This is a genomic window from Flavobacterium sp. PL02 (assembly GCF_035013205.1).
In the GTDB taxonomy this organism is placed as follows: domain Bacteria; phylum Bacteroidota; class Bacteroidia; order Flavobacteriales; family Flavobacteriaceae; genus Flavobacterium.
The window spans coordinates 588,662-602,852 of the sequence record NZ_JAYGJP010000001.1 but is presented as its reverse complement, the minus strand read 5'-3'; the positions used below and the strand labels follow the sequence as shown (position 1 = coordinate 602,852).

13 protein-coding genes are annotated in these 14,191 nt (G+C 33.8%); 10 read left to right on the top strand and 3 right to left on the bottom strand.

The window, feature by feature from the left end; all coding sequences use genetic code 11:
• Nucleotides 1-25 precede the first annotated feature (25 nt).
• The 9 genes from SHI72_RS02530 (at nucleotide 26) to SHI72_RS02490 (ending at nucleotide 10,197) form a co-directional block, all read left to right on the top strand.
• Entirely contained in the window at nucleotides 26-448 is a 423-nt protein-coding gene (locus tag SHI72_RS02530) for a hypothetical protein (RefSeq protein WP_323488949.1), read from the top strand.
• 230 nt (nucleotides 449-678) lie between these two features.
• A complete protein-coding gene (locus SHI72_RS02525; protein WP_323488948.1) occupies nucleotides 679-1,170 on the top strand; it encodes a hypothetical protein in 492 nt (163 codons plus the stop codon).
• A 64-nt stretch (nucleotides 1,171-1,234) separates the two neighbouring features.
• Entirely contained in the window at nucleotides 1,235-1,777 is a 543-nt protein-coding gene (locus SHI72_RS02520; RefSeq protein ID WP_323488947.1) for a hypothetical protein, read from the top strand.
• A 342-nt stretch (nucleotides 1,778-2,119) separates the two neighbouring features.
• The gene (locus tag SHI72_RS02515; RefSeq protein WP_323488946.1) at nucleotides 2,120-3,073 is read left to right on the top strand and encodes a T9SS C-terminal target domain-containing protein; all 954 of its coding nucleotides are present in this window, start codon (nucleotides 2,120-2,122) and stop codon (nucleotides 3,071-3,073) included.
• Nucleotides 3,074-3,633: 560 nt separating this feature from the next.
• Nucleotides 3,634-4,041 (top strand): HYC_CC_PP family protein, encoded by a 408-nt coding sequence (locus tag SHI72_RS02510; RefSeq protein WP_323488945.1) that lies wholly within the window; start codon nucleotides 3,634-3,636, stop codon nucleotides 4,039-4,041.
• Between the two features lie 78 nt (nucleotides 4,042-4,119).
• Nucleotides 4,120-5,505, top strand: a complete 1,386-nt coding sequence (locus tag SHI72_RS02505) for a TolC family protein (RefSeq protein ID WP_323488944.1) — start codon at nucleotides 4,120-4,122, stop codon at nucleotides 5,503-5,505.
• A gap of 10 nt (nucleotides 5,506-5,515) precedes the next feature.
• Nucleotides 5,516-8,665: an efflux RND transporter permease subunit gene (locus SHI72_RS02500; RefSeq protein WP_323488943.1), complete on the top strand. Its 3,150-nt coding sequence runs from the start codon at nucleotides 5,516-5,518 to the stop codon at nucleotides 8,663-8,665.
• Between the two features lie 7 nt (nucleotides 8,666-8,672).
• The gene (locus tag SHI72_RS02495) at nucleotides 8,673-9,761 is read left to right on the top strand and encodes an efflux RND transporter periplasmic adaptor subunit (protein WP_323488942.1); all 1,089 of its coding nucleotides are present in this window, start codon (nucleotides 8,673-8,675) and stop codon (nucleotides 9,759-9,761) included.
• 4 nt (nucleotides 9,762-9,765) lie between these two features.
• A complete protein-coding gene (locus SHI72_RS02490) occupies nucleotides 9,766-10,197 on the top strand; it encodes a hypothetical protein (protein ID WP_323488941.1) in 432 nt (143 codons plus the stop codon).
• Between the two features lie 266 nt (nucleotides 10,198-10,463).
• On the opposite strand, the gene SHI72_RS02485 is transcribed toward SHI72_RS02490, so the two are convergent.
• The 3 genes from SHI72_RS02485 to SHI72_RS02475 all read right to left on the bottom strand — a co-directional run bounded on the left by SHI72_RS02485 (nucleotide 10,464) and on the right by SHI72_RS02475 (nucleotide 12,527).
• Nucleotides 10,464-11,174 (bottom strand): DUF4386 domain-containing protein, encoded by a 711-nt coding sequence (locus tag SHI72_RS02485; RefSeq protein ID WP_323488940.1) that lies wholly within the window; start codon nucleotides 11,172-11,174, stop codon nucleotides 10,464-10,466.
• A gap of 298 nt (nucleotides 11,175-11,472) precedes the next feature.
• On the bottom strand, nucleotides 11,473-11,904 hold the full coding sequence (locus SHI72_RS02480; protein WP_323488939.1) for a DUF6326 family protein: 432 nt from the start codon (nucleotides 11,902-11,904) through the stop codon (nucleotides 11,473-11,475).
• A gap of 173 nt (nucleotides 11,905-12,077) precedes the next feature.
• Nucleotides 12,078-12,527: a GNAT family N-acetyltransferase gene (locus tag SHI72_RS02475; protein WP_323488938.1), complete on the bottom strand. Its 450-nt coding sequence runs from the start codon at nucleotides 12,525-12,527 to the stop codon at nucleotides 12,078-12,080.
• Nucleotides 12,528-12,699: 172 nt separating this feature from the next.
• Between SHI72_RS02475 and SHI72_RS02470 the strand changes: the two genes are divergently transcribed.
• On the top strand, nucleotides 12,700-14,163 hold the full coding sequence (locus SHI72_RS02470; protein WP_323488937.1) for a PLP-dependent aminotransferase family protein: 1,464 nt from the start codon (nucleotides 12,700-12,702) through the stop codon (nucleotides 14,161-14,163).
• Nucleotides 14,164-14,191 lie beyond the last annotated feature (28 nt).

Genomic DNA, 14,191 nt, shown 5'->3' with positions numbered 1-14,191 from the left:
TTTGCCGAATTACTCTAAAAATTTTATGCATATAAATATTAAACACATATGGGTGTTTTTAGTAGTATTCATGTTATCATGCAATACCAATAAATCAACACAAAATGATATTAGAAATGAAATTAAAAAAAATAGTGGAATAGTTATTTCAAAATTTAATTTAATCAAATCTTCTTCAGAATCTGCCTTTGGAGATTATTCAGAGTCTTACACAATAAAACTGGATTCCGCAGATTTTCAAAATATTATTATCCAAATAAAGAAATCTAAATATTATGATTATAATTCTTCTAGCGTGGTATCAGTAAATAAAAATATCAAGAAAAGATGGATTAAAATGCCTTTTGGATACAAGTTTGAATACCATATCGACAAAACAGATGAGATGTTACAATATGAAGTTGGTTTGTCAGATTATACAATAGATTGTATTTATATAAAAGAGTAAATAAAGTTCCCAATGTACAAGAGGATATTATAAGAATATAATGAAGAAGGCATTCAACCCAAGCAGATGAATATAATAAACGCAACGATAAGCCGAAACCAATATACCACTTTAACAGAATAATCATCAATATTGTTTTTCAAGGAACTGAACGTTAGTGTAATATTATTGCACCTCAAATACAAGAATGCTTTAAGTAGCAGAAATTTTATAAGACAACAATTAACAATATGACATTAAAAATAAGTTTTTTAAACCAATTGAAAATACTTTTAGATTTGATTTTCATAACATTCATCTATTTTCTGATGGTATATTATTTCTATACATCTTTTGATATTAAACTGATTGTTTATCTACTTATTCCTTATTTTTTGATGTTTTTCCTTCCTGTATTATGGTTACACTTTAATTATTTAAATGAGACTAAAGATGTCGTTTATGAAATAAGCAAAAATGTTATATTAAAAAAAAGAGGGATAGAGATTTTAAAGTACAACAATTCAGATATCAGCGAAATAACATTTCGTCTCAATGGTTCAAAAGATACTTCTAATGGAACTTTAGCATATAGTAAGTATTATTATGCAAAAGTAAAACTACTAGATGGGTCTTTTTTTATCATTACCTCTTTGTATTCAAGTAAAATTGATACAATATTAGAAGAAAACTTCAAAGATATTAAGATAACAAAAGAAAAAGTTTTTTATCCAATTATTTAGTTGGACAACTCCAACATTCTATTTAAACACCAGATAAAACTTAAGTTTACTAATTATAATAAATATGACAGATTTTTTTGATTTCCAGGATGGTCCAAAAATAAAAATATCAATACTTTTTTTAGTGTTAATATGTAGTATATACTACTTTTTTAAAAATTATAAAACACTAGAATTTCAACCAAAATTGCTTTTATGCATTGCAATTCTAGGTTCAATTTGGCTTTTTTTTCAGGAAAAAGAAGAAAATAAAGATTATAATAATTTAAAAAATAATTTTGCTTTAACAACAGGTAAAATAGAAGAATATATAGTAGTAAATTTGAAAGGTTATAAAGGAAATCCTGGTAATTCAATAAAGTTTAAATATGTCTGCAATAATGAAACCATAGAAAATTCTTATTATGAAAGTTATATTGTTTCAATACCTGATGCTAAACCAGATTTAAACATCTCCTATTTGGTCATTTATGAAAAATCGAATCCGAAAAATAGTTATATCCTTTTAAATTATCCTATAAAAAATAGTGATGATTTTGAAAACTATAAAAACACGTTCCGAGATAAAATCCCGGAAGATGTATTTAAGAATAGTTCGGGTAAATAAGATTATTTGTCGTTTTTTTAGATATAATGGAGTGAAATATCAAAATTTCAGTGTTCGTTGGAATAGGATCTACGAAAAGCTAAAAAGAGCTTATTAAGATTTAGAAAAGTAATTGATGGTAGTTTCTGTTTAATAAGTCTCATCCCAAAGTTTTTGAGTGGGAAGACATTTAGTAACTACTAATTAAAATTTTAGTTTTTTGTAACCGATAATTATCAGGATGTTTTATTCTTACTGCTCAAAAACAAAAAACTCGCTGCTTGCGAGTTTTTTGTTTTTATAATTCAGAACACCCACAATCAAAAAATATTCCCCTACTTTTGATAATCACAATTCATCCCAATGAAAAAAGCCCTTTTGCTTTTCTTTTTATGCATTACTTCAACTTACGGGCAAATCCTAGGTTGTACAGACCCGCTGTCTAAAAACTACAATCCAAAAGCAACTGAGAATGACGGAAGTTGTTTGTACAAATCTGTAAAAATAAAACCTGAATATTCTAATAAACTAAGTGATTCTATCAAAGAAACTTCGGGATTAATAGCTTTTGATTCGCTATTGTGGACACATAATGATGACCATGATAAAACCGTTTATGGATTAAATCATCAAGGAGAGATTAAAAAGAAAATTGCACTGGAGAAAGTAGTCAATAATGACTGGGAGGAAATTTCGCAAGACAGCACACACATATACATAGGCGATTTTGGGAATAATTATATGGGAAACAGAACCAATTTACATATTCTGAAAATCGAAAAAGAATCGTTTCTGGCAGGAAAACCTATCATCGATACCATTTCGTTCTCTTATTCCAACCAAACGGATTATACACGAGAAAAAGCAAACAAAACCAACTTCGATTGTGAGGCTTTTATCGTTACAAACGACAGCATTTATTTGTTTACCAAACAATGGAAAAGTTCTAAAACCAGTATTTATGCTTTACCAAATACACCCGGAAGTCATATTGCGCAACTAAAAGAAACTTTAGACGTAAAAGGGTTAGTTACTGGTGCTACTTATTTGCCATCCAAAAAACGGATTGTTCTTTGTGGATATTCTAAAATTGGTAATCCTTTTTTATATCTTTTGTATGATTATAAAAACAATGATTTTCTATCGGGTAATAAACGAAAAATTAAGATTGCTTTGCCATTTCATCAAATTGAAGGTATCGCAACCGAAGATGGTTTTCATTATTATTTAACCAATGAATCTTTAGTTAGAAAACCAGTACTCAATGTACCTCAACAAATTCATCGAGTTGATTTGAGTACATATTTAGGTCGATAATCTCAAAAAAACTTTAAAATAAAAAATTGAACCATTAAGATATTAAGTTTCATTAAGCTAAACTTAAATTTTCTTAATCTTCTCTAATATTTTAAAAACACGAAACCGACAATACATTTATAGAGTATATACTCAATATTGTTTTTACTCTATATTCTCATAAACTAGTCCTAGATTATCGAGCTACTTGCGGAGATTCTTCAACTTCGCTCAGAATGACAATATTGGAAGAAACTTTGCGAACTCTTCGCTATCAATTTTTCTCGCCACAGATTAAAAGGATTAGACAGATTTTATCCCGGCACTTCGGGATTGTTAGCTTAACATAACCCTTTCTGCCCTTTGTGGTTAAATTTTAAAACTTTGCGACCTTTACGTAAACCCTTGCGCCCTTTGCGGTTAATTTTTTAAATCTGCATTCCCATCTTAAAACTTAATTTTCCTTAATCTCTTAATGGTAAAAAACTCAACGGTAAAATAAAATTTTGTAAATCTTGTAAATAACTACCAAAATTATGCAACAACCATTTCCAATAAGATAGCAACCTTTGCTCTCTGATATGAAAAAAGCATTAATCCTATTCCTCTCCTTTTTCTACTTGGTATTGTCATCTGGCTTTACCCAGAATACTCATATCTGTAAAGGAATCAAACAGGAAACTTACTTTTTTGCAAACAATAAAGAAGGGCAACCTTGCACCAAATGCGACCGTAAAGACGGGAAAATACTTAAGGATTGCTGCAAACATGAAACTAAATTATTAAAAATAACAGAAAAGGCTCAAAAAGCTTCCCCTGACAATCCTTCTTTAAAATACTTGGGAGTCGCCTTGCCTTTTCACTTCTTTAAAGTTGTATTTGGCTATGAACTTCCACAAGTAAAAACTACTGGTTTTTCATACGTATTTACAACGATTCCTTTAAGGAATACAATACTCTACATTTACTATTGCGTTTACCGAATTTGATTTTATTCAATTGATAAACTGTGCTGTTTCCAAAGAATAGCACGGGATTTCTATTGTTTAATTTTAAATATTTAATGTATGAAAATGCAATTCTTTGCATTGGTATTCTTCGGTTTTGCTACAGGAAATCTTTTGGCGCAGACCGTAACATTACCAAATGCTCTTGAACGTTCTGTTCAGAATTTTGAAAAAATAAAAGCCAAAGAAGCAATAGTACTTGCTTCGAGAGAAAATGTAATATACCAAAAAAGTCAGTATTTGCCTGATTTCACATTGATGGCACAACAAAGTTATGGAACCATCAATGCTCAAAACGGACCTTTATATGGTTATGGCGGTTTGGGTGTTGCATCAACTTCTATGCCTTTGCAAGAGCAAAACTGGAATGCCGCTTTTGGCTCTCTTTACTTAGCAAACATCAATTGGAACCTATTTACGTTTGGCAAAATAAAAAACCAGGTTTCCATAGCCAAAGCAGATGAAACTGTCGCTCAGAAAGATTTGGAACAACTAAAATTCCAACATCAGGTAAAAGTTGGCGCTGCATATTTAAATCTCCTTGCTGCACAACGTGTAAAGTTTGTGCAGGATAAAAACCTAGAACGCGCCGAAGTTGTTGCTACAACTACCGAGAGCCGTTCTAATAGCGGCTTGATTCCAGAAGTCGATTTTTCTTTGGCGAAAGCCGAAGTTGCCAATGCTAAATCGGCAGTAATAAAAGCCTATGATTTAGAACTCGATTACTCCAAAGCACTGGCAGTTATGATGGGAGAAGAATATAGAAAGTATAAACTAGACAGTCTTTTTACCAACAAGACTCCTACTCTACTCCTTGAATCTTCGATAGAAACGAGCAAACATCCTATTCTGGAATGGCAAAATAGTACGGTTCAAAAAAGTAAACAACAAGAAAAACTACAATCGGCACTTGGGCTTCCTACTATTTCGTCATTTGGCGTAATACAAGGGCGTGGTTCAGGGTTCGATTGGAATTATGTGCAGAACAATTCAGCTTTCTCTAAATCGTATTCAGATGGTGTAGGCATAGACCGCAGCAATTATATTGTTGGCATAGGTATCAGTTGGAATTTGATGAATTTATACCGTCAGTCTTCTAAAAAGAAAGAGCAAAAATTCATTACGCAATCCTTACAAAAGGAATATGATTATATGAATCAGGAACTTGTGGCGCAACAAAAATTGGCAGATGACAAATTAAAAAATGCATTTGAAAATTTTGAAGAAACCAAAACTCAAGTAAAAGCCGCCACAGACGCATACCAACAACATACTGCATTATACAACAATGGCTTAACGACTATTGTAGACCTGACACAATCTTTCTACACGCTCAACAGAGCCGAAATAGACTATGAAATAGCACAAAACAATATCTGGCAAGCCTTATGGATTAAAGCTGCTGCCAAGGGTGACCTGACTATTTTACTAAACGCGATATACTAAAGCCTAAATTATGAATTTAATACGTTTTGCCTTGCGCAAGCCCATCTCGATTATGGTGATGGTGCTAGGGCTTTTATTCTTCGGAATTAAAGCTACTAAAGATATAAAGGTAGATATTCTGCCAGATATGAATCTTCCTGTCGTGTATATTGCCCATTCATTTAATGGATATACACCTCAACAAATGGAAGGTTATTTTACAAAGATGTATGTAAATATGATGCTGTTTACGAGCGGAATCGAAAGCATCGAAACTAAGAATACACAGGGATTGACCTTAATGAAAATAAACTTTTACGAAGGTACTGATATGGGACAGGCTATTGCCGAAATCAATGCATTGTCCAATCGTTCCCAGGTATTCTTACCACCGGGAGCTCCGCCTCCATTCATCATTCGATTTGATGCATCGTCGCAACCTGTTGGACAATTGGTTTTCAAGAGTAATTCGAAAACCAATAATGAATTGCAGGATATTGCCAACTTTACGGCACGACCTTTTTTGATTAAAATTCCGGGATTAACCACCGCACCACCTTTTGGCGGAAGCCCGAGAACAATCGAAATAAACATCGACCCAAATAAATTACGTACCCATCAATTAACTCCTGAGCAAATTGTAGAAGCTATAAGCCGCAATAATATTACCTCACCATCAGGGAATATTTACATCGACGATATTAATTATCTAACACCTACAAACAATACAATTAAAGAGGTTGCCGATTTTGGAAATATTCCAATTTTTAAAGGTACAGTCGATAATGTTTATATCCGTGATGTGGCAACTGTAAAAGATGGTGCCGATATTACAACTGGTTATGCCTTGATAAACGGAGCGCGTTCCGTATATATCAATATTGCAAAATCGGGTAATGCTTCGACTTGGGACGTGGTGAAAAATTTAAAGAAAGCCATCCCGAGGATTCAGAATAATTTACCGGATGATGTTACTATTTCTTATGAGTTTGACCAATCCGTATATGTTATCAATGCTGTAAAAAGTTTGATTCTCGAAGGTGTATTGGGAGCTTTACTTACCGGATTAATGGTATTGTTATTCTTGCGTGATAACAGAGCCGCTTTAATTGTAGTATTAACGATTCCTATTTCGATTATTTCAGGCGTATTATTCCTGAAATTATTCGGACAAAGTATCAATATAATGTCCTTATCAGGATTGGCTCTGGCTATAGGAATTCTAGTTGACGAAAGTACCGTTACTATCGAAAACATTCACCAACATCTTGCAATGGGCAAAACAAAAGCCAAAGCAATTCTGGATGCTTGTCGCGAAATTGCCTTCCCTAAATTATTGATTCTGCTTTGTATTCTGGCTGTATTTGCACCCGCATTTATGATGACAGGAATCCCTGGTTCTCTATTTATGCCATTGGCTCTTGCTATAGGATTTTCGATGATATTGTCATTTATCCTATCACAAACCTTTGTTCCCGTAATGGCAAACTGGTTAATGAAAGCCAAAGACGAAAACCACGTACATGAAGAAGACAAATTTGATAGATTTAAAAATCGTTTTGTAACGTTCTTACAATCCATAATGGAAAAACGTAAAACTATATTAATTGCGAGTTTTGTCTTGGTTGCATTGGGAGTTTTCATAATGTACAGCAATACAGGAAAAGATGTATTGCCAACCGTTAATTCGAGTCAGTTTCAGGTACGTATAAAAGCGCCCGAAGGAACTCGTATCGAAAAAACAGAGCTAAAAATCAAGCAGGTTTTACACGAAATGGAAACCGTAATTGGTAAAGACCACATTGCAATTTCTTCGGTATTTATTGGTCAGCATCCTTCCTCATTTGCGGTAAGCCCTATTTACTTATACAATGCAGGACCACACGAAGCTTTGATGCAAATTGCATTAAAAGATTTCGACGGAAACACCAATGACTTAAAAGAAAAAATCCGTCACCACATGAAAGCTAAAATGCCCGAATTGCACTTTTCTTTCGAACCAATCGAGTTGACAGAAAAAATTCTTAGCCAAGGAACCAATACGCCTATCGAAGTTCGTTTCTCAGGAATGATGAAAAAAATGAACATTATGTATGCCAATAAATTACTGGCAAAACTAAAAGAAATCGATTATTTAAGAGACCAGCAAATTCCGCAATCGTTAAACTATCCAGCTTTCGAAATTAATATCGACAGATTAAGAGCTGCGCAATTAGGAATCGACGCTCAGGATATAGCTCGTTCCTTAGTTCCAATTACTGCATCTTCTCGTTATACAAGCAAAAATATGTGGGTAGGCGGAATGATGGGAATTGCCTACGATGTACAAGTACAAACGCCACAAAACATATTAAACAGTAAGGACGAATTGCTTAATGTTCCGTTAGGAAAAAACTCCGACCGACCAGTTCTTGGCGATGTAGCCACAATTACACCAACAAAAGTTTTAGGCGAAAGTTACAATTTAGGAACAATGGGCTATACTCCCGTTACGGCCAATATCCATAATGCCGATTTAGGTCGCGCACAAAAAGATGTACAAGCTGCGATTGCTTCCTTGGGAGAATTACCAAAAGGAGTAAATATTCAAATCTCGGGGATGGTTCCTGTTCTGGATGAAACTATGAGCAGTCTGGCAATGGGATTATTAATTGCCATTATGGTAATCTTTTTAATGCTGGCAGCCAACTTCCAATCGTTCAAAGTTTCGTTTGTAATCCTAACAACCGTTCCGTTTGTAATCTTAGGTTCGTTGCTATTAATAAAAATTACAGGCTCGACCCTAAACCTACAATCTTATATGGGAATCATTATGTCGGTAGGAGTTTCTATTGCCAATGCCGTATTATTAATAAGTAATGCCGAAACATTGCGCATGCAAAACGGAAATGCGTTAAGCTCGGCAATTCAGGCAGCATCACTTCGTATTCGCCCTATTATCATGACATCACTGGCAATGATTGCAGGAATGTTACCAATGGCTATTGGTCATGGCGAAGGTGGCGACCAGGTTGCACCGTTAGGGAGAGCCGTAATTGGCGGATTAATCGCGTCCTCATTTAGTGTATTACTACTATTACCATTAGTATTTGTATGGATACAAAGCAAAGCATCTACACAATCTCCATCATTAGATCCCGAAGACGAAAACAGTACACATTATATAACATTAGAAAAATAAAACACAGATGAAACTAATCTATTATATCCTTATCGGAATTGTATTTGCATCCTGCAATTCAGAAACTAAAAAGGCCGAAAAAACAGACGCGATGCCAATGATGATGATGCCAAATTTTGAAACAATAGCCATCAAGAAAAGTAATCCACTGCTTCAGTTAAAACTAGCTGGAGAATTAGTTTCAGATCAGGAAACAGCTATTTATGCCAAAGTAAATAGTTATGTCAAGAAACTTCCGGTTGATATTGGTTCGGTAGTAACCAAAGGGCAAGTTATTCTTGTACTCGAAGCACCAGAAATACAAGCACAATTAGCATCGGCAAAATCAAAATGGAAAGCACAAGAGGCAATATATATTGCGACAAAATCCAATTACGACCGAATGTTCAAAGCCAATGAAACAAAAGGAGCAATTGCCAAAGATGCTTTAGACCAGATTACGGCAAGAAAACTAGCCGACCAAGCACAACTAGAAGCAGCTAAATCAGCTTATCAGGAAATACAAATCATGAATGATTACTTGGTAATCCGAGCACCTTTTAGCGGAATCGTTGCCGAAAGAAACATCGATTTAGGCTCGTATGTTGGTCCAATGGGAAAAGGTTCCGATAAACCTTTATTAATACTTCAGGATAATAAGAAATTGAGAGTTTCCCTATCAGTTCCCGAAGCAAATACAGCCTTTTTAAACTTAGGAGATTCGATACATTTCAAAGTAAATTCGATTCCTCAGAAAAAGTATATGGCAAAAATATCCCGAAAATCAGGAGTACTGGATTTTAAACTCCGCTCCGAGCGTATCGAAGCCGATTTATTGAAAACATATCCAGAGCTAAAACCCTTAATGGTAGTCGAAGCAATGATTCCGTTGCAAGCAAAAGAAGCTACTTTTTTTATACCAAAAACAGCCTTGGTCGAAAGTAATATCGGTATGTACGTAATCCGAATCGAAAACGGAATGACCAAAAATATCCCCGTTTCAAAAGGACGCCCATTAATGGATAAAATCGAAGTATTTGGTGAGTTAAACGAAGGCGATAACATACTCCTAAAAGCAACCGAAGAAATTGTAGAAGGAACAAAAATTAAAAAATAAAATCATGAAAACATATAGTAAATACCTAATTATAGTCGCAATTGCAGCCGTATTAATTTCTTGCAAAGACAAAGAAGCCAAAGAACAAATCACGGCACAAACTCCGCAAGAAATACCAGTGCAACAAGATATTCCTAACATAGCAAAACACGTTCCCAACGATGAGGTATGTATGGTTAATGACAAACACATGGAGAAAAAGCAAATGGAAGTTCCCTTTGATGGTAAAATGTACTACGGATGTTGCGCCATGTGCGTAGAACGTATTCCGAGCGACGAAAGCGTTCGCAAAGCAACAGACCCATTTACAGGAGAAAAAATCGATAAAGCCTCGGCATATATTGTGTCATTAAACGAAGAAGGAAATGTCGCTTATTTTGCATCCGAAGAGAATTTCCAGAAGTTTATGAAAGATAACGAACAAGCTAAAAATTAATTAAAACCCATTTATCAAAAATCCACTTTACTAACCCTAAAGTGGATTTTTTTGTTTTATAAAGTATCATTTTAAGGAGCTATTTACTTCGTCGGTTCGCTTCGCTCGTGCCCAGCTTCCCGATAGCTATCGGGACACTCTATCTTTTCTTTGTTAAAGAAACAAAGAAAAGGATGCCGTTACTATCTGGGCTAGCACAATCGGCATTAAAGGTTTCATACTTCTGAAATCAAAAATCGTTAGTCTAAAATCTTAAATCATTTTTATTAATTAACTACAGCTTTATTCTTTGCCCCCATAATCAATAACCACAAACAAGTTCCAATTTCGCCAATACTTGCTGGTAATCTTACCATAGAAGAAACCCCAAAATCAGCATAATTTGATAATAAAGAAAAACCTAAAAAGTTTATCAAATAACTAAAGCAACCTAACATCAAAAAAATACCTAAAATCTTAGGCAAAAAACCCGATTTAAAAACCAAATAACCAAAAGGAAACAACCACAAACCCCAGAAAATCTGAACGATTAAATTCCCATAATCATATTGGTTAAGATAAAACAAAACCTGATTTTGTAATTGCTCATTTGTATACATTTTCTGAAGACTGGCATCACTAACCAGCGAGAGTACAGCAAACTTATTAAGCATATTTACAAAAGATATTGGTACACTTACAACCGCTAAAACAAACATCGCTTGAGCATAAATTTTATTAACAGATTTAAGTAATCGATATAAAGTAAGAGGAAGAAATACAAAGAAAGTATAACATATTAAACCACTCACAATACCAAGTCTAAAAAGGAATTGAGAATTTACAATATTATTAAAAGTTGTCGCAGCATTATCCCAAACTATCAATTTTGACGGAATATAAGCCAAGCTAATTATCCCAGTTAAGACAACAACGAGATACAATAAACCTGCAATTCTTGCCATTTTCTTATTCGAAACTTCTATCTGATTTTCCATTATTTCTTTATTTATAAAAAATTTCATTTAACACATAGGAACATAGCCTTTATATGTAAAAAAGAACACAAAAAGAAATACATTTCTTTCACAGAGCTAGTCCCGAAGCTTCGGGATGCCTTTAAAACAAGCGAAACGCCTTCTTTGTGAGTACAAAATCTATGTTCCTATGTGTTAAAATAATTACACCAACAGGTTTATCTTAATTAATCTTCATCCTGCAAGGTCTTTTTTTTGACCTTGTAGGTTTTTAATTTCATACCTACAAGGTTTCGAAAACCTCGCAGGAATAAACAAATCATACCAGTCTAGGCCACTTATACGCCTGCCAAACAATTAATATCGTAATCACACTTTCTACCAACGCCAAAAACACATAAAAAGCCCACCACGGAGCAAGTGTAGTTGCTGCAATTAATAACATAATTGCCGTATAAATAATTCCGAAGATTATATTTAGCAATCTAGACAATTTAGGTTTTAGCAGTATCGACAAAAAAATCATCAAAGATGGGATTACCATTAGTATCGTTGCGGCAAACAATTTTATCGGAGAATCAAGCATATTTTCTCCACTTATAAAACCCTTTATTTTATTAGGCACGTAAAGAGAAAAATAATCCCCATATACATAACAAAACATAACCGAAGCCCATAAAGCCGAAAGTTTGATTCTCACATTTACCTTAAAATCTTCAAATCTGCTAGTATTAATCTCTTTTGCACTCATAATAAACACTTTATCTATTTAGTATGACGAGGTTAAGCTCATTATGTTACATTGATATTTTTATTTTTTTAAGAAAATTTTAAGTTTCTAAAATATGACAAATACAAAAAGAGCTGCTCCAATTATTCAGAGACAGCTCATTTTATACTTACATGTTATATACAACACGTTTATTAAGCATTCTTCCACCAATTATAATAGTTATGGTCTTGGTCTAATTCAAAACCACATTTAGGATATAAAATATTACCAATTTCGTTTGTCTTTTCAGTTTCTAATAACAAACCACAAGCATCCGTTTCATCACAAAATTGCTTGCATCTATCAATTAAATCCTTAGAAAAACCTCGTCCTCTAAAATCGGGTGCAACAAATAAATCGCTTAACAACCATTGTCGTTGCAATGCCTTATAATGATATAAAGAATACAATTGTGCAAAACCTACAAATTTCCCATCAGCTTTAATTAAAAAAGTAGTTGTTTCATTGTTACTGATTCTATCTTTAAGGAAAGCCTTCCCTATTTCGACATTCGATTCTTGTCTATAAAAAACACGATAACTATTAAATAATTCTGCAAATTCATCCAAATGGTCTAACGTAGCAATTTCAATGTGTTTCATAATTTAAAATTTTATTAATGATTTATAAAAGAGCAAATATCATTTATTACAGGAGTATTTAATTAATCCAGTTTTTACAAATAAATAGGTCCAGATATAATTACGCAATAACCATAAAAAAGCTAATTTTGAACCAAAAGACCATTCCTTTTTTTAATAAATAAAAGAAACGATGCTAAGAACCTGGAAGACTATTTTTAATATTTCGTTTAATTCTGACCAAACCTTAGTAGAGCAAATAAGCGAAGTAATCCGAAAAGAAATTATTAAAGGAAGACTAGAAAGAGGAACACCTTTACCAGGCAGTAGAGTTCTGGCCGAAGATATTGGAGTAAACCGAAAAACGGTTGTTTTTGCTTACGAAGCACTTATCGAAGAAGGTTGGCTGGAGAGCAAACACAAATCTGGAACCTATATATCCCAGAATCTACCGTTAATAAAGAAACACCAAACCACTCCTTCAAAAAAGACAAGCACTTTTGAACATATCCATTACAACCCTTTTTACCTTACCGACCATGCTCTGGAAGGAAGCCGAATTGTTTTTAATGAAGGAGGGCCAGATACACGACTTGTACCACTCAACGAGTTATCGAGAGCATACAAACGTATCTTTCAACGCAAAGGAAAATGGGGATTACTAGGTTATAGCAGCGAAAAAGGAGATTATAAACTCCGCGAAATGCTCTCCGTAATGCTTTCTCGTGATAGAGGACTTAATGTAAATCCTGATAACATTTGTGTAACCCGAGGAAGCCAGATGGCAATATATCTTGTTGCCAAAGTTCTTATTAAACCTGGCGACACAGTAGTTGTCGAAAATCCCGGATATTATGCCGTACAAAAGATATTTCGCGAAACAGGAGCAATTATAAAAACTGTAGAAATAGATAAAGATGGGATTAATGTTGATGCACTTGAAGAGTTATGTCGTAAGACAAAAATCAAAGCAGTATACGTTACGCCACATCATCAATTCCCCACTACGATTACTATGAAAGCGGGACGAAGAATACAATTACTCGAACTTTCCTTAAAATATAATTTTGCTATAATCGAAGATGATTATGACCACGAATACCATTTTGGAATAGGAAATAATCTAGCATTGGCAAGTAACGAAAAATCAGATAATGTTATTTACATTAGTTCGTTAAGCAAACTCTTAGCACCAGCTATACGTGTAGGTTACGTAACAGGACCAGTAGCTTTTATGGATTCTTTGGTAAACCTACGTGTACAAATAGACCGCCAAGGAGATACTATCTTGGAACACACCATAGCCGAATTAATGGAAGACGGAACCATAAAAAGACATGCCCGAAAAGTAGTAGCGATTTACAAAGAAAGACGCGATGTAATGGAATCTTGTTTGCATGAGAATTTTGGAGATGCCATTACTTTTAATAAACCAGCTGGAGGATTAGCTTTTTGGATAAAATTTAATGCCCCAATAAACCTCATCCAATATATTGCCCTATTAGAGCAAAAAGGAGTTCAAATTGTACCTCCTAATAGTTTTTATCTGGATAACCAACCTTATAATTCTATCAGACTAGGTTATGGCTCCCTAAATAAAGAAGAACTTATTGAAGGATTAAAAATCATGGGAGACGTTTTTAAGGAATTAAAATAAAGCAATAATTCTTTTCAAACAAATCTTA